We start from the raw sequence: 23,657 nt of genomic DNA on the forward strand, positions 1-23,657 counted from the left end.
GGGTGAGGGTTTTTTTCTGATCAAAAAGTTCAGGTTGTTCCCTCTACTTTGGGTAAGTTGATGACCTGATCTTTGGTATAGGTTGAAAACTAAACGATGGGTTAGTCCCATTCCTGGGTTGATCCCTGTACTGTGGTTTTATGTCATTGCCAGAAAATTTTATGAATAAACGAGAAAATATCGTGCAGAAATTCTCGACTTTTCTCAGCTTTGGCGATCGCCAATTCACTTGGCAAGCAGACCCGCAATTAGAACAACAGATGAAACGCCTAGTGGAGTCAGATCCAGAGGCTAAAGAAGAATTTTGGGCGAGATGCTTCCTAAAAACGCTTAGAGAGGTATCCCCGCCTGAAAGTAGTAAAGAAGCCGAAGCGATCGCCTGTTCTCAAACGTTAGAAATCTCTACTTTTATAACAGCAAGACATTTATCAGCTTACTTACAAGAAGCTTGTCTTTGGGCCGCCAAAAAGAGTTACCATAAATACAAATTACTGAGACACAAATACCCCCTAGAAGAATATTTTCAGATCGCTTCTTCCTTTGCCAATCTCCCGGCTAAACTTTTCAAAAATTTTAATTTAGAACAGCCGGAATCTAACATTATCGCTTATGCAAAAACGGCAATTTTTCGTTTTATTAGAGATAAAATTTATCAACAAAACTTAGAGGCTAAAAGTGAAAAGTTTGGCGACTATGGACTGTTAAAAAACTTGACTTTTAAAGAATTAAAATCGGCTTTAATAAGTCAAGGAATTGCCGAATTAGAAATTGATTTATATGGACTGGCTTGGCAAAGCTTTAATAAAAATTACCAAGCCCAAAAAGAGTTCTCCAAGCGTCATTTAAAACCTCCAGAGCCGGAAGATTTAAAACAAATTACGGATGACTACAATCGGCGACTTAATCAGCTAGATCTACCAAGGATAGTCGTTAACGAAGACAAAATTCAAGAGATGCTAGCAACTTGTATAAAAGCAGCGCGGAATTATCGAACAAAGCAGTTTTGTCCTCTCGAAGAATGCAATAATATCTCCGATCTCACTCTCACGCCTTGGGATATTATCGTTCAGGAAGAGGAAAGGCAGCAGGTGCAATTACTTGTTTCTAAATTATTTACGGCTATTCCCGAAACTGGAAAAATTATGCTGATACTTTGGCAGGGATTAAACTTAACTCAAAGTGAAATTGCCACCGTAATGAAAAGTAAGTATCCCGAACTCCAAAAGCAGTATCAAGTGGCTCGACATTTAGCAAACTATAACAAAAACATTTTCAAAAATTTTACCCAGGAATGGAATCAAGCTCATCCCAATAACCCGATCAATTGTGAACAAGATTTAGAAAGAATTAAAGCCGCTTTGCATGATTGCTTTCAGTCCCACTGCCAAGACTTATTACACTCAATTTTAGAACCAACAAGCCACCAATTCCACTGTGCAGAAGACTGTTTAATTTGTCAACAAAAAGCCCATAAAATTCAATTTAAAAAACATCGGAGAAAGACATTTAAACAAAAAAAAGCTTTTGTTAAAGCTTTTGCGTCCCAATTAAAAATCAATTTCAACTTACCCGAAGATTCAATTCAACCCGTGTATCAGAAAGTATTTGATTTTGTTGATCGATGGCTGATCTATTAAAAAATTAGGAAACTTCTTTTTTAAGACAACATTGTTGTCAACAATTTAACTGAGAAATAATCAAATTTTTGATCGGGCTGTTACTCCGTTAATTTAAGTAAAAAAGGATGGGCAAATGCAGACAAAAGAAAATAAATTGTTTACTCAAGAAGCGCTCGATCGCCTATCATCAACCGATCAGCTAGACCAAATGATGCAAGTGGTTAACCCTAGAGCTTGGTTGCCCCTGAGTACAATTGGTTTTTTATTAATAGTTGCAGGAGTTTGGAGCATCGTTGGACGAATACCCCTGAATGTAACAGGTCAAGGTGTCTTTATTCGCCCCCGCCATGTCGTGCAGTTTCAAGCGCCGAGTGCAGGTCAACTTTTAAACCTTAAAATAGAGCCGGGAGATGTGATTAAAAAAGGAGAGGAAATTGGCATCATCGATCAATCCAATCTCAAGCAACAATTAGAGCAAGAAAAGACTAAATTAGCTCAACTTCAAGGGCAAAATAAAAATACTGATCGCCTACAAAAACAGCAAATTGAACTGCAATTAAAAACCCTTAAACAGCAACAGGCAGATCTTGAAGAAAGCCTGCGTCGAGAGTCAGTTACACCCATGCTTCATCAACAAACCCTCGCAGCGCTCGAGCAAAAACGCCAAAGCCTTGAAGAAAGTCTAGAACGAGAAAAAATTGCACCCGTTCTACACCAACAAACGCTCACAGCACTAGAGCAAAAACGCCTAAATTTGGTCAGGCAAAAAGAAGATTTTAGTTCGATACTAGAAACCCTAAAACAACGATATGAAAACCGTCTTTATCTGTTTGAGGTTGAGAATGCTATTAGTCAAGATGTGCTACTGCAAGCCAAACGAGAACTCTTGGATACTCAAACACAAGTGTCAAATATTGAAACGCAGTTAAAAGAACTCGACGTTCAAAAAACGAATACCGATAGAGAATACTTACAAAATCTCAACAAAGTGAATGAAATTAAAAATAACATTCAACAAATTAAAGTTGAAAAAACTAATGCCGAACGAGAATATTTACAAACTTTGAATCAAATTGACGAAATTCAAACCAAACAGCAAGAAATTGAAGCCGAAAAAGCAAAACTCGTTCAACAAAATTTAGAAAAGGAGATTGATAAAACCAATGAAATTGAAGAAATTAAACGCCAAATTGCCCAGCTAGAACTGCAATTAAAAAAAGATAGCAAAGTGATCAGTCAATACGATGGTCGAGTATTAGAACTGAGTGCCGTTTCAGGTCAATTTGTGAATGTTGGCAATTCTTTGGGGTCAATAGAAGCAGAAAACCCTGATAAAAAAATGCTCAGTGTTGTTTATTTTTCTGACAAAGATGGCAAACAAATTAAGCCGGGGATGACGGTACAAGTAACACCAAGTGTTGTTAAACGGGAACGCTACGGAGGTATTATTGGTCAAGTTACCCAAGTTTCACCTTTCCCAGTCACAAAGCAAGAAATGTCTGTACTTATTGGCAATGAAAACTTGGCGAATAACCTGGCTCAAAGTGTTTCTAATAATGCGGCGCTCATCCAGGTTTTTGTGAAACTAGAAGAAGATAAAAGTAATATTAGCGAATACGAATTGTCTTCCTCAAACGGGCCGGCTTTACAAATTTCTACGGGTACTACCGCTCAAGTTCGAGTACAAATCGGACAAGTTGCACCAATTTCTTATGTGATGCCAATTTTTAGATCTTTAACGGGTATTTACTAAATGCGAGTTAAACGTTAAAAGTGAAAATAAAACCCCAAATAGAGAATCATTGAGGTTTATTATTTTGATTTTAAAATTATGGCAAAAATATAAATGTCGTCCCGTTCGTACTCCCGTTGTTTTACAAATGGAAGCGGTGGAATGTGGTGCAGCAGCATTAGGAATTATCCTCAGTTATTATCGTTGTATTGTACCTCTAATTGAACTGCGGCGCGAGTGTGGAGTTTCGCGGGATGGGAGCAAAGCTTCTAATATTTTAAAAGCGGCAAGATTATATAAATTAAATGCGAAAGGATTCAAAAAAACCATAGAAGATCTCAAAAATATTGTTCCTCCCTATATCGTTTTCTGGAATTTTAATCATTTTTTGGTTGTAGAAGGTTTTGGGAAAAACCGAGTTTATCTTAATGATCCTGCTGTCGGAAGAAGAACGGTTTCGCCAGATGAATTCCGACAAGCTTACACGGGTGTTGTTCTCATCTTTGAACGGGGAAATGAATTTACAAAAACGGGAAAAAAACTGAGTATTTCCCGATCTTTAGCCTCCCGTTTAAAGCCTTCATTATGGGCGATCTTTTATTGCTTAGTTGCCGGATTGTTCCTAACAATTCCCCGTTTGGCTATTCCCGCATTTAGTCAAATTTTTATCGATGAAATACTCGTAGAAAACCGAATAGATTGGTTGCGTCCATTGATACTCGGAATGTTATTTATTGCGATTACCCAAGGGTTACTCGCACGGTTACGACTTTTTTATCTGCGGCGACTCATGCTTAAACTTTCTGTTTCGATGTCGGGACAGTTTCTTTGGCATACCCTGCGCTTACCCGCCGAATTTTATGCCCAAAGATTTGCCGGAGAAATTAGCAGTCGCAGCCAATTAAATGACAAAGTTGCAGATGTTTTATCGGGGAGATTGGCGACTACGGTAATCGATTCTATAATGATAGTTTTCTACGCCCTAATTATGCTTCTCTACGACTGGGTATTAACGGGTGTGGCGATTGTTTTTGCTGCGTTAAACTTCTTCGCCTTGCAAGCTTTATCCCGCAGTCGTGTTGAGACAAACACCAGACTTGTACAAGAAACTGGCAAAGTTAGCGGCGTTGCAGTCGGTGGAATTCAAGCCATAGAAACGGTGAAAGCAAGCGGTTTAGAATTAGATTTATTTTCTAAGTTTGCCGGCTACTACGCTCAAATGATCAACGCTCAACAACAATTAGCATTACCTACTCAAATTCTATCAATATTACCCGTATTTTTAACGACGTTGGCAACAGCTTTTATCTTAATTATTGGAGGTTTGCGGGTGATGAATGGTAGTCTGACGATTGGAATGTTAATCGCTTATCAAAGTCTAACCCAGCAATTTTTAAGTCCAATTAACAATCTTGTTAATTTTGGTAGTACCCTGCAAGAATTAGAAGCAGATTTAAACCGACTTGATGATGTACTGCAAAATCCGATTGATGTAGAAGTCGAGCGAGAACTAAAATATAATCAGAATAAAACTGATAATGTTCCTGATTTTTTGATTACTCAAGACTCTTTTCAACTGCAAGGTTATCTTGAATTACGTCAGGTTAGTTTTGGCTATAACCGCTTAGATTCTCCCTTAATTGAAAATTTAAGTTTGAGTTTAAAACCCGGTCAAAGAATCGCTTTAGTTGGCGGTAGTGGTTCGGGAAAATCGACGGTGGCAAAGTTGATAACAGGACTTTATAAACCTTGGGACGGGCAAATTTTATTAGATGGTATTTCGCGATCGCATTATCCCCGTTCTATTCTCGCTAATTCACTCGCAATGGTCGAGCAAGATATCTTTTTATTTGCGGGAACAGTCCGGGAAAACCTTACACTTTGGGATGCAACAATACCCGAAGAAGATTTAGTAAAAGCTTGTTTGGATGCCAGAATTCACGATAGTATTTTAAATCTGCCGGGGGGATATAATGCTATTCTTAATGAAGGGGGAATGAACATCAGTGGCGGAGAAAGACAGCGTTTTGAAATCGCCAGAGCGTTGGTCAGAAATCCGGCAGTTTTAGTGTTAGATGAAGCAACCAGCGCCTTGGATGCGGAAACGGAATTAATGATCGATCGCAACTTACAAAAACGGGGTTGTTCTTGCATTGTAGTTGCTCATCGTCTCAGTACAATTCGCGATTGTGATGAAATTATTGTTCTAGAAAGAGGTAAGATTGTTCAACGCGGAACTCACGAAGAATTACGCTACCAAGACGGAATTTATGCCCGTTTAATTGGCGATAATATTGTTTAATTTGAATATAAATTTACGCTTTATAATTATTTTGCTGATTAATAACTGAGGAAAAACAATGGTGAATTTGATTCCCCAAGTTTATCGAATTCAAGGAAATCAACCGCTATTATTGAACGAACCGCAAACGATATGGATAGTTAATTCTGGTTCTTTAGCCGTGTTTACAACTGTTTTTGAAGGCCAAGAACCAAAAGGCAATCGTCGATATTTGTTTGGTGTTAATGCAGGAGAAGCATTATTTGGTTCAACTCCCAAAGATGGACGGGGTATCCTGGCGATCGCACTCGAAGAAACCGAATTAAGCGCTTTAAATATTGAAGATTTTATCACTCAGATTAGAACAGGCGATCGCTCTAGTTTTGCTCTTTTGTCGGGTTGGGTAAACCATTGGGAAAAACTGGCAATTCCCGATTTACCCCTCAACAGTAAACTTCCCAAAAACTTAGAGATTTCCTCATCAAAACTCGCTGAATTTCATCACTTTTTGTTTTACCATTTACACTTAGAAGAAATCAAGAAAAAAGAAGAAAAATTCCGCCAATTTCAAGAGCGAGAACACCTTAATAAAAACGTCACCGAAACCGCCTTTAAACAATTAACGGGGGTTTTACATCCTCCCGAAACCGAAGTTTTTCTAGAAGGAACACCCCTACTCATTGCATCAGGTGCGGTCGGTCGAGCCACAGGAATTATCATAAATCCTCCGGCAGAATCCGAAGATTTTAGTCGGTTAAAAAATCCATTAGAAGCCATCGCTCGCGCTTCTCAATTTCGCACCCGTCGAGTGTTACTAACCGGCAATTGGTGGAAACAGGAACACGGGCCTTTATTAGCTTATATTCACACCAATAAAAGACCCGTTGCATTGTTACCCGAAAAAGGGAATCATTACGTTTTATTCGACCCCGTTGAACGAACTCGAACCCGAGTAACAAAAGCAGTCGCGCAAACACTCTCACCCGAGAGTTTTATGTTTTATCGACCGTTACCGCCAGTCATTCATCACGCTGCGGAATTATTTCAGTTTGGCATAAAAGGTTACGAAAAAAATATTATTGAAATCGTTGTATTGGGAATCATCGCAACGTTGTTAGGCATGGCTATACCCCAAGCAACAGCGATTTTAGTTAATGATGCAATTCCCGATAGCGATCGCCTTTTATTATGGCAAATTGGATTAGTATTAGTTGCCGTTACTATTGGAAAATCTGCCTTTGGTATGGCTCAAGCTATTCTGTCACTCCGAGTAGAAAATGCTGCGGATAGTGCCTTACAGCCTGCGGTTTGGGATCGAATGTTGAAGTTAAAACCCGCATTTTTTCGCTGTTATTCATCGGGCGATTTATTAACTCGATTAATGGCCGTTAGCCAAATTCGTCAATTAATTAGTGGCGCTACCCAACGCACTCTTTTAAATGCAGTATTTTCCCTGCTAAATTTAGGCTTAATGTTATTTTATAGCTGGAAACTTGCCTTAGTCGGAGTGGGTTTAACGGGAATAGCAGTTATTGTTACAGGCTTATCAAGTATGCTTTTAATTCGTCAAGAAAGACAGCAAGAAACAGTCGAGGGAGAGATTAACGGACTCACCGTAGAACTCATTAACGGTGTCTCAAAATTACGAGTAGCAACCGCAGAAGAACGGGCTTTTGCAGCTTGGGCGAAAAAATACAGCCAGCGCATCAAATTAAAAGCTAATATTCAAGGGATTAATGACAGCATTTCGGTGTTTAATGAAGTGTTACCTTTACTCAGTTCTATTCTAATTTTTTGGTTTGCGATTGTGTTCATAGAAGCGGCTAAAACTCAAGGGAACACTGGGCTAAATATGGGGACATTTATAGCGTTTAATTCGGCATTTGGAACCTTTATTTCCGGCGTAACAGACTTGAGTAATACCCTGACTGATATCTTAGGAATTGTACCCCTTTGGGAACGGGCGAAACCAATTGTACAGGGAACAATAGAATCAGACCCAACCAAAGCCGATCCGGGTCGGTTAAGGGGAAAAATAGTAATGGATCGGGTTATTTTTCGCTATCAAGAAAATGGGGCTTTAATTTTAAATGATATCACAATTCATGCAGAACCCGGAGAATTTATCGCCATTGTCGGCCCGTCTGGGAGTGGAAAATCAACACTATTTCGTTTATTATTAGGATTTGAAACGCCCGAAAGTGGTAATATTTATTATGATGATAAAGATTTGGCAGGATTGGATATTCAAGCGGTTCGACGACAGTTAGGCGCAGTGTTACAAAATGGTCGAATTAATGCGGGTCCAGTCTTTGATAATATTACCTGCGGCGCATTGGTAACATTAGAAGAAGCTTGGGAAGCGGCGCAAATGGCGGGTTTAGCTGCCGATCTTGAGCAAATGCCGATGGGAATACACACGGTTGTTAGCGAGGGAGGAACGAATCTTTCGGGAGGACAAAAACAGAGGTTATTAATTGCCCGGGCGATGGTTTTAAAGCCAAAAATTGTGTTAATGGATGAAGCAACTAGCGCTTTGGATAACCGCACCCAAGCGATTGTTTCTGAAAGTTTAGAGCGGTTGAATGCGACTAGAATTGTGATCGCTCATCGTCTCAGTACCATTCGCAATGCAGACCGAATTTATGTGATAGAATCGGGGCGTTTAGTAGAAATAGGTTCGTTTGATCAACTGCTTCAGCGAGGCGGTTTATTTTCTCGATTAGTGGCGCGACAGTTGCAGTAGAAAATGTTGAATTCTTGTTTTTTCGGAAAACTGGCAACCCCAATAAATTAGCAGGATAAAAAGCTCAATTGCTTGGGCTGGCATCCGATCCAAAAGCTTAACGAGATGAGAGACAAAGAAGTATTTGTACAAATGTTTCTTTGCCTCCCCTATTACTAGAACACTCTAGCTACTCTGAGCGCTTAGTTGTCGTACAAATGTAACTTTTTGCTGTCCAAGTTACTACTACTACCAACGAAAAAACCCTCCAGCAACAGCTTCCAATTCTTCATCTTTTAACTCGGCACTGCCTCCGTTGGAACTGTTGGCATTGAGCCATTCTTCTACTTCTTTTGAAGTGAAACTGTAGCCCTTTTCTTGGCTTAACTCAACTGCCAGATTAACGATTTCTTCTTGGCTATTAACCGATTGAAAGTGCTGTTGCAAAGCAGCATCGGACAGAACTTCTTGGTAAAACTGATTGAGAGTCGCAGTAGACATGACATTTCTCCTGTGATCATAGAGATTGTTTTTTCGAGTTGTGTTCTTACCAAAATTTTAGGCAACTCACCCCTCTACTAATCTAATGGGTAGAACTTGAACGGGATTATGCAGATCCGAACAGTAAAAGCGAAAAAAAATTGTCAGTCAATTGATATGATGTCCAGTTGATTAATATTGTTATGGGGGTGGGGCGGGTTTAACTCAATCTCGGAGTGGTCGTCAAGATCAATGCACCAACCCGCCCCTACAGTATGATCGTTGATTACTCGGATATCATATTACCCTTGCAAGAGCGCTTTGTAGCGTTATTATTTCTCTTGAAAATCACGATCATTTTTTCAACGAGAATAGGCGACTGCATAGAACGGTATCCTGTTAATAAACAATTAATCAAGATACTCAATTCCAGTCGCCAAAGAACGCTTTAAGTTACAAGGAATTATCCGAACAGCCCTTTGTATTTTTGCATAATGCCCTTGCTAGTGGGCAACCAAGACGGTGCTGGGCCAGTAGCTTCAATAATAATAAAGCCCCCTGCGATCGCATCAAGTTCAGAATCATTTAATTCTTGGCTGGTGGCGTTTTCTGCTTCCTGAGCGGTTAACTCTGATGTCTGTTGAAACAATGAATTGTTGGTTTCCATAATGGCTTTCCTTCAAGACTCCAGTGTGTGTTTGTTTAGAGTTGTGTTCTTACCAAAATGTTCGGCAACTCACCCCTCTACTGATCTAATGGGTCTAACTTGAATGCGTTTATGCAGACATCGGACACTGATGGTCAGTAGCCAGTCATCAACTGACTATTGATAACGGACAACTGACCACTTTACTAACTGGGAGTATCCAAAAGGCTTACATTTTACCCTTCTGCATCACTTCCTGAAGATGACGACGAACTTCCTCAGCTTGCTGGCGCTCTTGCTGTTGTAATTTCTTGAACAGTTCCACACAAGCGTCAGAGTCAGTATTCTGCGCGTCTTCGATATAGGTGTTATAAATCTGAACGGCTTCAGATTTGTTCTTTAACAAGGCAATCAAATCGTACTCAAGATCGCTGACAGCCTTGGAGTTTCCAGTAGCAACCATAGAGTTAATCTCCATTAGCTAAGTTTTAACTCATATTGACTCAATCTCGTTAATGCTTCATCTATCCAAAAGGGTATAAATATCGAGTAACTGAACAGTAGTAGGTTGGGTTGAACAAAGTGAAACCCAAAAATCCTCTCAAAATGTTGGGTCTCGTCAACTCGACACCAACCTACAAATAAATTAGTAGTAGGTTGGGTTGAACAAAGTGAAACCCAAAAATCCTCTCAAAATGTTGGGTCTCGTTAACTCGACACCAACCTACAGATGAATTAGTAGTAGGTTGGGTTGAACAAAGTGAAACCCAAAAATCCTCTGAGAATGTTGGGTCTCGTGAACTCGACACCAACCTACAAATAAATTAGTAGTAGGTTGGGTTGAACAAAGTGAAACCCAAAAATCCTCTCAGACTGTTGGGTCTCGTGAACTCGACACCAACCTACAAATAAATTAGAACACAAGTAGTAGGTTGGGTTGAACAAAGTGAAACCCAAAAATCCTCTCAAAATGTTGGGTCTCGTCAACTCGACACCAACCTACAGATGAATTAGTTCCGTTTTTTAGAACTCAAAGTTACAAATTGCATCCCCATCATTTGAATAAGGATTTTGTAAACATTCTAATTCTTGAATCCTCTCCGCCTGAGTTCGGTTAAGCATTTCCAATTGTTGAATCTGTTCTTTAGATTCTTTATCCTCAACTCGGTGTAATTGTTCAAACTGACGAGATTTAACGTGTTCCTCAACTACCATTAGCTTCAACATCTTCTCTAACACTTGATCGCATTTTTCGAGGAATTCAAGCGGGTTTGGCTGGTTCGCCGCAAGACTAAGCAACTGAACAGGTAGGGAAGATTGAGTCATAATACTCTTTTCCAATAACAGTAGGGTTGATTCTTCTAACTTAGTACGGACTTCCAGACGACAGAGTAAGTGTGATCCAGATATGAAGTTTTGTTAAGGCTTGCGATAAGTTCCACCTTCCTCACAACCAGAAAGTCTTTCTCCATTAATCCATTGATAGGAGTTAGGCTTTTTCCCATTCTGTGATTTACGTTTGCGAAAAGCCGTAAAACTTAAAGTGATAAGTTCGGATGTCGTATTGTAGTATTCAGTCAGTTTATCACTAAGTAATTGATTTTTTGTAGATGATTCAGCTATTATGAATACAGCACATGAAAATAATAAAAGCTCTTTCCATGAATATTTAATTTTCTGTACACTGATGTAATGAAGAAAGTTTTTAAGTTCAAGCTTTGACTCTATAAGATTAAGATGACGAGGATTGTAGTTAATACATAATTTTTCAACGGTCTTTAAAACTTTCTTTGACTTGGGAATTGAGGCGACAGAATAATCAGTCAAGCACTCCATAAATACTAGGTCTGTGTCTTCTATTAAAATTTGCTCGAATAAATCTTGATCAGACTGGAATCTATATTTTTCTTTGGCTAAACCCGAGAAAATCTTTTGAAGAAACTTACTTTCTTCAGATTGATCTTGGTTGAAGTTAGATAGAAACATAGGAAGTGCTGAATGAACTTGGTAAGTATACTTTTCTCCGAGGATAACGACTTCCCATAAAAGTTTATAAGATTTTGCAACTTGAAAAGCAGCCTTTGTTTTCATGGGAGCAATACCTTGATCTTCACAATACTGTTCAAATTTAGACGCTTGTAGAGATGCTTTACTACTAAACAGAGTTCTCCAAGCTTTGGCAACAAGAGCATTACTATCTCTCAATTCATCCCAATACTGTTTTTGATCTTCAGTTAAATCCAAGCTGAGAAAGGAATCACTAGGCAAATTTTCTATCAGTTGAGCAATTTTCTCTACTGTCTCATTATCTGTTTTAACCATGTTAAATTCCTCTAAATGTCAATTTAAAACTTTAAATACAGCCTTCTTACACTATAGAGGCTGATAACAGACAAGTGTTAAGGATAGTTACTAATTTTTTGCCAAACACCAACCGACGTCCCCCGTTGCGGTACGCTAAAGAATGGACAAAAAAAAGCAACGATAACAAGCGATCGCACACAGCATGACAACCGTATCTGCCCCCAGTCGAACCGTTCGGATCGGTTCACGCAAAAGTCAACTCGCACTCGTCCAAACCTATTGGGTGCAAGCCGAACTTCAGAAGCACTTCCCCGATATCGAATTTGAAGTGCATACCATGTCTACCCAGGGTGATAAAATCCTTGATGTGGCTCTTGCTAAAATTGGGGATAAAGGACTCTTTACCAAAGAACTCGAAGTCGGGATGCTCAACCATGAAACCGACATCGCCGTTCACTCCCTCAAAGATTTGCCGACAAACCTCCCCGAAGGATTAATGTTAGGATGCGTCACGGAACGGGAAGATCCCGCAGATGCGTTAGTTGTTCACGAAAAACACAAAGACAAACAACTGGAAACCCTTCCTGAAGGTGCGGTTATTGGGACTTCTTCTCTGCGGAGACTCGCCCAACTGCGTCACCACTTCCCCCATTTTGAATTTAAAGATATTCGCGGCAACCTCAACACTCGCCTGGAAAAACTCGACGAAGGCGGCTATGATGCGATTATTTTAGCAGTGGCTGGACTGACACGTTTAGGAATGGGCGATCGCATTCATCAAATTATTTCCTCTGATGTTTCCCTACACGCTGTTGGACAAGGGGCTTTAGGCATAGAATGTCGGGATGGGGATGAGAATATTTTAGAAGTGATCAAAGTCTTAGAACATACTCCCACCGCCCAACGTTGTCACGCTGAACGGGCTTTTTTACGAGAATTAGAAGGCGGTTGTCAGGTTCCCATTGGTGTAAATAGCCAAGTGGAAAATAACCAATTGACTCTCATCGGAATGGTTGCCAGTTTAGACGGAAAACGCCTCATTCGAGATACCGTTATTGGAGAAGCAAGCAACGCCGAACAATTGGGAATTGATCTGGCTCATCGTTTAAGAGAACAAGGCGCTAAGGAAATTTTAGATCAAATCTTTGCGGAAATTCAACGGCAGTAATTCAGTGAACACCGGATCACTGATGTAGGGGCGGGTTCCGAACAAATCTAGATCTTCCCCTGAAAAACTTTGATAAACCCGCCCCTTACAGTCAACTGTTTTATAAGGATTAGGTGGGAGAAATGAGGAATTAGAAAGAACGATAACAATATCTTTTCTAACTCCTCACCCCTATGACTGAAAAACTTGATCCTTTTCTAACGGCTTTGAAGTTTACCCTCAAATGGGAAGGCGGCGCCGGACATCCCCAAGATTTAGGCGGTGTTATCCAATATGGCATTACACAGGCGACGTTTGACACCTATCGCCGCCGTCAAGGTTTACCGTTAAAATCAGTGGTTGATATTACTCCCTCAGAAGTTGAACAAGTTTACTTAGAGATGTATTGGAAACCCTCAAAAGCAGACTTGATGGTGTTACCTTTGGCTGTTGCTCATTTTGATACGGCTGTGAATTTTAACGTTAAAGGAAGTGTTGAATTTCTACAAGAAGCCATTGGGGGATTAACAATAGACGGGAGTTTTGGCCCGAAAACCCAAGCCGCTTTAGAACAGAATAACACCTTTGAAACGGCTCAACGCTATTGTCAAGCGCGGATTAATTATCGCTATCAACGAGTACAAGTGAACGCTTCTCAGGAAATCTTTCTCGAAGGATGGCTAAAACGGGATCGGGATTTATTGCGTTATCTCTCGCAACTGCAAGAAGATTCACAAACTCAAACTCCGGCTCCGATGGAAACCATTTCAGGCGATCGCAATTCCCCAAATATTGTAGACAAATTAGAGCAAGCGATCAACTTACTCCAAGACGTCTTAGATGAACTCAAGCAGTCCAAAGTCGTAGAAGGGAAATCAGAGAATTGAGGAGAAAAAGCAGCAAATGTCAGAAATCTTTAAAAATTCTGCGGCTTGATTAAAAAGGGTTCCCAATTAGCACAACCCTTGTCTAGTAATGAATCTAGCCTTTTGCTTCCCGCTTATCTTTGATTCAAATCCGACTTACAAACCTCCAAAATTTTGCGATCCGCTTGACTTATAGACTCAATCGGGTAAAATCCCTCTAGAGAAACGCTCTGATCTGCGCCCCCGGAAGTGGAGGCTGCCACAACTGAGGGATTAAAACCAATCGCGTAGGGATGTGTTTCTTGAGTGTAACTATCGATCACGGTTAAAGCTAACCCATTGCCTTGAGGAGTCCCCCAAAAACAATCAAACGAAGAATGCGGCATATAGAAAGCACCCACCATCCGACCCTGATTAACCTCAAACACCATGTAAGCCTGACCCAGTTGATCCCGTTGGGGAGATTGGCCATAGAGATAAGTGCCATTGGCCAGAAAAGGTGTTCCCGGTTGAAAAGACTGAGCAATAACCGAATCAGATTTGGACTGATTGATGGGATGAGCGAGCGCCATCTGCACCTGCAAGGGAGTATTAAATAGGCTAATTATTAAGACAAAGAAAAAAGTGATAGGATTGCAGTGATTGAAGAAATTGCTATGAGGCTCCCCTTGACACCCAGAATCAAGCAATTGATCTCGTTGCATTTTTGATAATCCTCAAACATGATGGTAAATAGGGCAAAAGAAACAAGATTGGTGTGAGTTTGTCTTGACCCAAAAGTAATCGACCCTATTTCCAACATACAATAAGAAATAGAGGGCTGCTATAATCCGTCTAGCCTAACTGAGTTGAATAGGCCTCTACTGTATCAAAATATTCAAACAGTCGGCTTTCTGACGAGATCAAAACCCATCAATAGAAATGTTAAGAAATACGGTAGAATCGTTGAGAATCTCAAACCGACCAATCGTCGATTGAGGGGTAGAGTCTGTCTTCTCACAGGTGACTGCTGTTAGGGCCAAATTTTGATCTAGCCTCTCAGTTTGACTGCTGCTGTTGAAAGACAACCGTGAGTAGGCGATAAACTCAATAGAGTTAGCCGACACACGAAGAAGCAAACCGCTTGTGTCAGGAGATGATTAGGGTGTGTAGTTCGCCCAGATAGAAATCAAAACTCTATCCAAACCAAGTCTTTGTCTCACTTGTTGATCAAACTTGGAACTATGGTGACTTACGAAGCATAGTACCGGAACGCAAAGTCAATCATGCGAATTCTATTTGTAGCTGCTGAAGCCTCACCTTTGGCTAAAGTGGGTGGCATGGGAGATGTCGTCGGCGCTTTACCAAAAGTGCTGCGGGCAATGGGACACGATGTCAGGGTATTCATGCCCTATTACGGTTTCCTCCCCGATAAACTGGAAATTCCCACCGAACCCATTTGGTGGGGAAATGCCATGTATCAAAAATTTGCAGTCTATGAAACGAGACTGCCAAAATCAGACGTACCACTCTACCTGTTTGGGCATCCTTCCTTTATGCCTCGTCGTGTCTACTACGGAGAAGACGAAGAGTGGCGTTTCACCTTATTTGCCAATGGTGCGGCTGAATTTACCTGGAATTACTGGAAACCGGAGATTATTCACTGCCACGACTGGCACACAGCCATGATTCCAGTCTGGATGAACGAAACCCCAGACGTTAAAACCATTTTCACCATTCACAATTTAGCCTATCAAGGGCCTTGGCGGTGGTTCCTGGAACGGATTACCTGGTGTCCTTGGTACATGGAAGGTCATAACGTCATGGCGGCGGCGGTACAGTTTGCTGATGAAGTGACAACCGTTTCTCCCACCTATGCCGAACAAATTCAAACGGCTGCTTACGGTGAAACTCTTGAAGGTTTACTCTCTTTTGTCAGTGGTAAACTCTCAGGTGTTCTCAACGGTATCGATGTCGAAACCTATAACCCGGAAACCGATCGCTTTATTGTCGAAAACTATAACGCCGATACCATTGATCGACGTAAAGCCAATAAGATCGCATTGCAAGAAGAACTGGGGTTAGTCGTAGACTCCGGCGTATTTTTGATCGGGATGGTCAGCCGACTGGTTGAACAAAAAGGACTTGATCTGGTGATTCAAATTATGGATCAGTTCTTGTCTTATACCGATGCCCAGCTTGTGGTTTTGGGAACAGGCGATCGCTATTATGAAACCCAAATGTGGCAGATGGCGTCTCGTTATCCGGGTCGGATGGCGAGTCATATTCTGTTTAATGAAGCCTTATCTCGGCGGATTTATTCGGGTTGCGATGCCTTGATCATGCCCAGTCGCTTTGAACCTTGCGGAATTAGCCAAATGTTAGCGATGCGTTATGGCTGTGTTCCCATTGTCCGGCGTACAGGTGGACTCGTTGATACGGTTTCCTACAATGACCCTACGAATGATACGGGTACGGGTTACTGTTTTGATCGTTATGAACCGATGGACTTCCTCACAGCGATGATTCGTGCGTTAGAAGCCTATCGTCATAAAGACCAATGGAAAAAGCTGCAACAACGGGGAATGTGGCAAAACTTTAGTTGGGAAAAGTCAGCTTACGAGTACATCAAAATCTATAACCGAGTTCTGGGAACTCAATACGATGGACAACCCGCCGAACAAAGCCCAACTTCTAGTGTAACGGTTTAGTTTTCAAGCGTTCAAAGTTCAAGCTTTTAAGTCGATGATTTAACTTGAATTTTGAACGCTTTGCCCGTAAAGTGTCTGTGAACTCGAAAGTGCCGATACTTCCACCCTCGCTCGCACCAAGCCGAACAGATAATCAGATCACCCTATTGATTGTTTTATGTTTCTCAGAGTGGAAGTAGAAGATCCTCTAAGTGTGAGACAGTAGAAGCATTAGCAAAAATAACAATAGCTTATATTCATTTCAAGGCATAGCAGGCGGCAACTATGAAAATCCTCAAAACACAAACCCTTTACGGCCCAAACTTCTGGAGTATCAATCATCCTCATCTGATCGTCATTCAACTCGATGTAGAAGACCTCAGCGATCGCCTCTCCAACCAGATCCCCGACTTCTACAATCAACTCGTTAAGACGCTTCCCGGTTTGATCGAACATCACGGATCTCGGGGGTATCGGGGCGGCTTTTTGCAACAGATGCAAGAGGGAATCTCCATCGCACAGGTGATTCAACACGTTGCCCTTGAGTTGCAAATTTTAGCACAAATGCCTGTTTCTTTTGGTCGGACTCGCCCCAGCGCTACGCCTGAAATTTATCGGGTGGCTTTTGAGTATAAAAATCCTCGGGCGGGACGCTATGCGGCTAGGGCGGCTTTGCGTCTGTGTCAGAGTTTAATCGATCAAAGCTATTATCCGCAAGTTGAACTGGAAATTGATCTCGAAGATTTACAAGAAATTCAAGTCGAAGATGCCCTCGGCCCGACAACAGAAGCGATTGTTAATCAAGCCCAAAAACGTGGGATTCCTTGGCAAGAATTACCCGTTCGTCATGTTGTACAACTGGGTTATGGTAAATATCAGCGTCGCATTCAAGCCGCTCAAACTGACCAAACTCACATTCTCGGAATTGAATTTGCAGGAGATAAACAAGCCACCAAAATCCTGCTGCGAGAAGCTTGTTTACCCACACCTCTCGGAGAAGTGATTTATTATTTTGATGAACTCGAAGATGCCATTGATCGGGTTGGGGGTTTTCCGATTGTGATTAAACCCCTTGATGGAAATCATGGACGGGGAATTACTTTAAATATTAACAGTTGGGAAGATGCAGAAAATGCCTATGATTTAGCGAAAGAAGAATCAAAAGCAGGCGGGATTTTAGTTGAACGATTTTATCGCGGTCAAGATTATCGGGTTTTAGTGATTAATGGTAAAGTAGAAGCGGTTGCTGAACGAGTTCCGGCTCATGTAATTGGCGATGGTCACTCAACGATTGAGGAATTAGTCGAAGACATAAACCGTCATCCTCATCGGGGAAATGGTCACGAAAATATTCTAACTCGCATTGAAATAGATGGTCATACCGATGATGTTCTTGCCCAACAAGGCTATGTTCTTGATAGCATTTTAGAAGAAGATGAAATCTGTTATCTCAAAGCGACAGCGAACCTCAGTACAGGTGGAATTGCCATTGATCGCACTGAGGAAATTCACCCGGAAACCGTTTGGATGGCTGAACGAGCGGCTAAAATTGTGGGGTTAGATATTGCCGGAATTGATATCACTTGTACAGATATTAGTCGCCCTCTTAAAGAGGTTGATGGGGTGATTATTGAGGTGAATGCTGCACCGGGTTTGCGAATGCACCTACAACCCAGTCAAGGAAAATCGCGTGATGTCACGTCTCCGATTTTAGAGATGCTTTATCCGCCGGGATCTGCTTATCGAATTCCCATTATTGCGATCACCGGAACCAATGGAAAAACCACCACTACTCGTCTAATTGCTCATATTTTCAAACAGACTAAAAAAGTGATTGGTTATACGACAACAGACGGGACTTATATCGGAGAATATTTGTTAGATTCCGGTGATAATACCGGACGTCAAAGCGCTCAAATTATTCTCAATGATCCAACCGTTGAAGTGGCAGTATTAGAAACAGCAAGAGGCGGAATTTTAAGGTCGGGGTTAGGATTTGATCGCTCGGATGTGGGCGTGGTTTTAAATGTGGCGGCCGATCATTTGGGGTTAGAAGATATTAACACCCTCGAAGAGATGGCACAGGTGAAAAGTGTCGTCGCTGAAGCCACCGATGAAAACGGTTATGCGGTGTTGAATGCTGATGATCCCTTAGTCGCAAATATGGCAAAATGGGTCAAAGGAAAGGTGGCTTATTTTTCCATGAATCCTGAAAATCCAATCATTCAAGAACATCTGCGAAAAGGAGGAATTGCGGCGATTTATGACGGGGGTTTTCTAACGTTTTGCAACGGACAAGATACCATCCAAGTTGAACAAATGGTGAATGTTCCTTCAACTTTGCGGGGTTTGGTTTCTTTTATGATTTCCAATGTGTTAGCGGCGAGTTTGGCGGCTTATGTTCAGGGGGTGAGTGTTGAAAATATTAGTACAGGATTACGAACGTTTCAAGTCTCTTTAGACCAAACTCCTGGGCGGATGAATTTGATTGAATTGGGCAAGTTTCATGTTTTAATTGATTATGCTCACAATCCGGCGGGTTATCAAGCGATTGGTGAATTTATTCGTCAGTGGTCAGAGGGTGAACGAATTGGGGTGATTGGAGGTCCTGGCAATCGCCGTGATCAAGATTTAAAAGAATTAGGACGGTTAGCTACTCAGATGTTTGATTGGGTGATTATCAAAGAAGATGATGATACCCGCGATCGCCCTCGCGGAGAAGCAGCCCGTTTAATTCGGGAGGGAATTTGCCAAGAAAAACCTCAGTTTAAATATGAGGAAATTTTGGATGAAACGGAAGCCATTCAAGCCGCTTTAGCAGAAGCTTCAGAAGGTAGTTTAGTCGTGATTTTTCCAGAGAGTGTTAAACGAGCGATCTCGTTGTTGCAGTAATCTGTTTAATGGGGGTTTTTACCCTCAATGATTTTTTCAAAGAATTAAAATTTTAGACAAAATACAATGAGTCCAACCAATCAAACGATTAACTGGGATGGAATTTGTAACGAACTCTCGGGACTAGAGATCATTCGCGATCGCAACCAACTGACTAAACTCTCCCAAGATTATTATCACTTTAGCCCGATTTTACAGCCCTTATTACAGGATAAAATCGCTGATTTAGTTGTTCGTCCCCTCAACGAAACCGAAGTCTTAAAAGTCGCTAAAATTTGCGTTCAATACCAAATTCCCCTCACGGTTCGAGGGGCGGGAACTGGAAATTATGGGCAATGTATTCCCCTAGAAGGCGGAATTGTTTTAGACTTATCCAAAATGAATCAAATTAACTGGATAAAACCGGGGTTAGCTTCCGTTGAACCGGGAGTAAAATTAGCCGCCTTTGATAAACAAGCCCGTGAACAAGGTTGGGAATTACGCATGGTTCCTTCAACCTATCGAACCGCAACAATAGGCGGGTTTATTGGGGGGGGGAGGGGGGGGATTGGTTCGATTAATTATGGACAATTACGCGATCGCGGAAATCTGCAAGCGGTGCGGGTTGTCACGATGGAAGATGAACCCCGTGTGCTAGAATTAAGAGGGGATGATGTACAAAAAGTTAATCATGCTTATGGCACCAATGGGATTATTACCGCCTTAGAAATTCCCCTCGCCCCTGCTTATCCTTGGGCTGAATTCATTGTGATTTTTGATGATTTTATGAACTCGGCACGTTTTGGTCAAGCGTTAGGATATTCAGATGGAATGATCAAAAAATTAATCTGTATTTGTGCGTCGCCCATTCCCTCTTATTTTGCAGCCTTTCGAGAAGAAATTCCTCAAGGAAAACATTGTGCATTATTAATCGTTGCTGAACCGAGTTTAGAAGCCTTTCAAGATTTAGTGCGAGAATTTAACGGTGAAATCTGCTATCAAAAATCAGCCCAAGAAGCCAATAAAGGCACAACCGTTATTGAATATACTTGGAATCATACCACATTACACGCTCGTAGTGCGGACCCCTCTTTAACCTATTTACAGGCGTTATTTCCCTTCGATCCTGAGTTAAAATTAATCGAACATTGTTATCATCATTTTGGGGATGAAGTGATGCTGCATTTAGAGTATTTAAGAACTCAAGGACAAATGCTTCCGGCTGCATTACAAGTGGTTCGGTTTACAACAGAAGAACGGTTAAATGAGATTATTCGCTATCACGAAGACAAGGGAATTTTGATTTTTAATCCTCATACTTATATTTTAGAAGATGGGGGAATGAAAACGATTAATATTGAACAATTAGAGTTTAAAAAACAAGTTGATCCGCATGGTTTATTAAACCCCGGAAAAATGAAAGCGTGGCTTGAACATTAAACGTAAAATACGTTATTGCGATCGCGTAACGCATCAATTTTTAAGCAGTAGGATGGGTTAGTTCCAGGTAACACATCCTACAATGGAGTGAATTTTATGAAATCAAATTAATTCAATATATTGGCGGAATCCAACCTGTGATACTTCTGTTGATTATTCAAAACCTATTTCAGTCAAAAATCGGATTAGAAAAATTAATAATTGCTCTATTAAGTCATTCAATATGCCACAATATGAACAAGTAGAGTTAACATCCAATTATGGCGATTAATTTAAGCAAGGGTGAAAGAATCAATCTCTCCAAAGAAGCGCCCGGATTAAAAACAGCCGGGATAGGTTTGGGATGGGATACAAACACCACAGACACAGGTACAGCGTTTGACTTGGATACTTCCGTCTTTATGTTAGGAGCAAATGGGAAAATTCCCAACGAAAAATACTTTGTCTTCTACAATAACTTACAGTCGCCCGATGGTTCAGTCAAACATCTCGGAGATAGTCGAACAGGAGAGGGCGCAGGCGATGACGAAACCGTTCAAATTGATTTAACTCAGGTTGAAGCTGCGGTTCAAGAAATCATCTTTATTGTGACGATACATGAAGCCGACACCAGACGTCAAAACTTTGGACAAGTTCGCAATTCTTTTATCAGAATTTACGATGAAACCACCCAACAAGAAATTGCTAAATATGAACTAGAAGAAGATTTTTCCAGAGAGACTGCGATTGAGTTTGGTCGGCTTTATAAAAAAGATGGAGAGTGGAGATTTCAAGCCGTAGGAGAAGGTTATAACTCCGGCTTACAAAGTTTTGTAGATAAATACGCTTCTTAGATTTTATCTAAGAAAATAAACTTGCATAAAAGAGGAGCTTATAAAAACGAATGAGCTTCTCTTTTACCTAAACAGACGGGAATTTATATGATATCCGACTAATCAATAATCCTCTTCGTAGGGGCGGGTTTTTACAGTTTACAGTTATACAGTTATCAGTTATCAGTATTAAATGTAGGGGCGGGTTCGGATTGAGCTTTTGTTCTCAGAATTAACATTAATAAACCCGCCCGTCACCAACCTAAAATCATAAAACAACCCTTTTTTTTGCCAAAATATTTGTTAGGGTGGGGCGGGTTTACAGAAATGAGCTGTTAGATTTAACAATTTTTTCGGAACCCGCCCCTACTCTCCCTGGTTGCTGATTTCAGCATTTTCTTAAATGTAGGGGCGGGTTCGTCACGATGTTGGTTAACCTAAAATAAACATTAATAAACCCGCCCGTCACCAACCTAAAATCATAAAAACACCCTTTTATTTTGGGTGAAATTGAAAAGGTTCATGGATAATCGACTAGGCTAAGATGAGTGATCAGCCATCTGGTTAGTTCATCGGTCAGACAGAAAAGACAAAAAAGCGCATACAATTAAAAGGAGAAAGCAGAACCTAATTTGACTATCCAAAATGTTAAAAAGATTTTGCTCAACGCGGTTGTTCGTCGTTTGTGACAAATGACAACAGACCCTTGATAATATTAACAACTGAACGTCAACTCTGAAAAATCAACCTAACCCAAGATGACAAAAACCTATACAAACACAACTTCTACTCCATCCTCCCTTGATGAAGCCGCTATCGTAGCAACAGACGTTCACAAATGGTATGGAAACCATTTTCATGCGTTACGAGGAGTCAGTCTCACCGTTAAACGGGGGGAAGTCGTCGTGATCATGGGGCCAAGTGGTTCAGGGAAATCAACCTTTATTCGCACGTTTAACGCCCTCGAAGAATTTCAGCAGGGAAGTATTATCATCGATGGAATTAGCCTCTCTCACGACTTGAAGAATATTGAAGAAATTCGCCGAGAAGTGGGGATGGTGTTTCAACAGTTTAACTTATTTCCCCATCTGAGTATTTTACAAAATGTCACCCTTGCACCGATCTGGGTGCGTCGCTGGCCGAAAGCAAAAGCCGAAGAAGTTGCTTTACAATTATTAGAACGGGTAGGTATTCTAGAACAGGCGAAAAAGTTTCCCGGACAGTTATCAGGCGGTCAACAGCAACGGGTAGCGATCGCACGAGCGTTAGCGATGCAGCCGAAAATTATGTTATTTGATGAACCGACATCCGCTTTAGATCCGGAAATGGTGCGAGAAGTTTTGGATGTCATGCGAACCCTAGCGAGTGAGGGAATGACGATGGTTTGTGTCACCCATGAAGTTGGGTTTGCGCGGGAAGTTGCCGATCGAGTTGTGTTAATGTCAGATGGGGTGTTGGTTGAAGAAGGAACTCCAGAAGCCTTTTTCAGCAATCCGAAAGAGGAACGCACGAAAAAATTCTTATCTCAAATTCTCTAAAAGCGAGAAACTGAGAATACAAGGTCTTGATGCGGAAAAGTGGCGTTCAAGCTTGTAAAAAAGGGAAGTGAATTCTAGCGACATCTTGAAAGAGTTGAGAGTTTTGATGTGTCAAACTGCACAAAATGGCGGCATGGTTCGTCTATCATCAATGGGGTGTAAGTGTTAGTGTATGGGCATACCTTAACCCAGGTGAAGCTGAAATCTGATGGTTCATGTCATCGTACCATTGACAGGCGTACATTCAACTCTAATTTTCGGTTGAGTTGTACATTGTTATCCCTAAGCTCACAGTCAATTAACCCTTGTTGAATAGGAGTCACCCCATTATGGATGAGAAAAAGCAGCGAGATTTACGCCGTCATGCGGCTGAGAACTTTTTGAACTCGCTGGAACAACAACTGCTAGAAGCCTTTAAAGAGCCTGTTCCTGAACCTCCCGCTCCCCCGCCTGTCTCCCGTTTAGAGAAGTTGAAAAAAGCTCAACCTCAACCGTCTGAACCCATTGATCTGTCTGCATTAGAGGAT

At 41.1% G+C, this 23,657-nt stretch carries 18 protein-coding genes; 12 read left to right on the plus strand and 6 right to left on the minus strand.

Annotation, left to right across the window (positions count from 1 at the left end; genetic code table 11):
- The first annotated feature begins 161 nt into the window (after positions 1-161).
- The 4 genes from WN50_RS17920 to WN50_RS17935 all read left to right on the plus strand — a co-directional run bounded on the left by WN50_RS17920 (position 162) and on the right by WN50_RS17935 (position 8,378).
- Positions 162-1,637 carry a hypothetical protein gene (locus WN50_RS17920; RefSeq protein WP_046278597.1) on the plus strand — a complete coding sequence of 492 codons (1,476 nt, stop codon included), beginning with the start codon at positions 162-164 and terminating at the stop codon, positions 1,635-1,637.
- A 115-nt stretch (positions 1,638-1,752) separates the two neighbouring features.
- Positions 1,753-3,372, plus strand: a complete 1,620-nt coding sequence (locus tag WN50_RS17925; protein ID WP_046278596.1) for an NHLP bacteriocin system secretion protein — start codon at positions 1,753-1,755, stop codon at positions 3,370-3,372.
- A 64-nt stretch (positions 3,373-3,436) separates the two neighbouring features.
- Entirely contained in the window at positions 3,437-5,653 is a 2,217-nt protein-coding gene (locus WN50_RS17930; RefSeq protein ID WP_342586767.1) for an NHLP family bacteriocin export ABC transporter peptidase/permease/ATPase subunit, read from the plus strand.
- 58 nt (positions 5,654-5,711) lie between these two features.
- Positions 5,712-8,378, plus strand: a complete 2,667-nt coding sequence (locus WN50_RS17935; protein ID WP_200906309.1) for an NHLP bacteriocin export ABC transporter permease/ATPase subunit — start codon at positions 5,712-5,714, stop codon at positions 8,376-8,378.
- 228 nt (positions 8,379-8,606) lie between these two features.
- Here the strand turns inward: WN50_RS17935 and WN50_RS17940 are convergent, their stop codons facing one another.
- The 5 genes from WN50_RS17940 to WN50_RS17960 all read right to left on the minus strand — a co-directional run bounded on the left by WN50_RS17940 (position 8,607) and on the right by WN50_RS17960 (position 11,805).
- Positions 8,607-8,858 carry a Nif11-like leader peptide family RiPP precursor gene (locus WN50_RS17940; protein ID WP_046278595.1) on the minus strand — a complete coding sequence of 84 codons (252 nt, stop codon included), beginning with the start codon at positions 8,856-8,858 and terminating at the stop codon, positions 8,607-8,609.
- Between the two features lie 442 nt (positions 8,859-9,300).
- A complete protein-coding gene (locus WN50_RS17945) occupies positions 9,301-9,504 on the minus strand; it encodes a hypothetical protein (protein WP_046278594.1) in 204 nt (67 codons plus the stop codon).
- A gap of 208 nt (positions 9,505-9,712) precedes the next feature.
- Positions 9,713-9,946, minus strand: a complete 234-nt coding sequence (locus WN50_RS17950; protein ID WP_046278599.1) for a hypothetical protein — start codon at positions 9,944-9,946, stop codon at positions 9,713-9,715.
- A 560-nt stretch (positions 9,947-10,506) separates the two neighbouring features.
- Positions 10,507-10,809, minus strand: coding sequence for a hypothetical protein (locus tag WN50_RS17955; RefSeq protein ID WP_046278593.1), 303 nt, complete (start codon positions 10,807-10,809; stop codon positions 10,507-10,509).
- 93 nt (positions 10,810-10,902) lie between these two features.
- Complete coding sequence (locus WN50_RS17960; RefSeq protein WP_046278592.1) at positions 10,903-11,805, minus strand: hypothetical protein; 903 nt, start codon at positions 11,803-11,805, stop codon at positions 10,903-10,905.
- Between the two features lie 184 nt (positions 11,806-11,989).
- Here WN50_RS17960 and hemC point away from each other — a divergent pair, with 184 nt between their 5' ends.
- Together hemC and WN50_RS17970 are read left to right on the plus strand one after the other, a co-directional pair.
- A complete protein-coding gene (hemC, locus tag WN50_RS17965) occupies positions 11,990-12,955 on the plus strand; it encodes a hydroxymethylbilane synthase (protein ID WP_046278591.1) in 966 nt (321 codons plus the stop codon).
- A gap of 173 nt (positions 12,956-13,128) precedes the next feature.
- Positions 13,129-13,821 (plus strand): glycoside hydrolase family 108 protein, encoded by a 693-nt coding sequence (locus WN50_RS17970; RefSeq protein ID WP_046278590.1) that lies wholly within the window; start codon positions 13,129-13,131, stop codon positions 13,819-13,821.
- 113 nt (positions 13,822-13,934) lie between these two features.
- Here WN50_RS17970 and WN50_RS17975 read toward each other — a convergent pair whose 3' ends face one another.
- Entirely contained in the window at positions 13,935-14,504 is a 570-nt protein-coding gene (locus WN50_RS17975; protein ID WP_049560098.1) for a hypothetical protein, read from the minus strand.
- Between the two features lie 561 nt (positions 14,505-15,065).
- Between WN50_RS17975 and glgA the strand changes: the two genes are divergently transcribed.
- The 6 genes from glgA to WN50_RS18005 all read left to right on the plus strand — a co-directional run.
- Positions 15,066-16,490 carry a glycogen synthase GlgA gene (gene glgA, locus WN50_RS17980; RefSeq protein WP_046278589.1) on the plus strand — a complete coding sequence of 475 codons (1,425 nt, stop codon included), beginning with the start codon at positions 15,066-15,068 and terminating at the stop codon, positions 16,488-16,490.
- A 264-nt stretch (positions 16,491-16,754) separates the two neighbouring features.
- Positions 16,755-19,361 (plus strand): cyanophycin synthetase, encoded by a 2,607-nt coding sequence (gene cphA, locus WN50_RS17985; protein WP_046278588.1) that lies wholly within the window; start codon positions 16,755-16,757, stop codon positions 19,359-19,361.
- A 66-nt stretch (positions 19,362-19,427) separates the two neighbouring features.
- Positions 19,428-20,780: an FAD-binding oxidoreductase gene (locus WN50_RS17990; protein WP_049560100.1), complete on the plus strand. Its 1,353-nt coding sequence runs from the start codon at positions 19,428-19,430 to the stop codon at positions 20,778-20,780.
- Between the two features lie 260 nt (positions 20,781-21,040).
- Positions 21,041-21,613, plus strand: a complete 573-nt coding sequence (locus tag WN50_RS17995) for a TerD family protein (RefSeq protein ID WP_046278586.1) — start codon at positions 21,041-21,043, stop codon at positions 21,611-21,613.
- Positions 21,614-22,350: 737 nt separating this feature from the next.
- Positions 22,351-23,130, plus strand: a complete 780-nt coding sequence (locus WN50_RS18000) for an amino acid ABC transporter ATP-binding protein (RefSeq protein WP_046280376.1) — start codon at positions 22,351-22,353, stop codon at positions 23,128-23,130.
- Positions 23,131-23,459: 329 nt separating this feature from the next.
- The coding region (locus tag WN50_RS18005; RefSeq protein ID WP_049560102.1) for a hypothetical protein at positions 23,460-23,657 on the plus strand (198 nt) is incomplete at its 3' end.

This window comes from Limnoraphis robusta CS-951 (assembly GCF_000972705.2).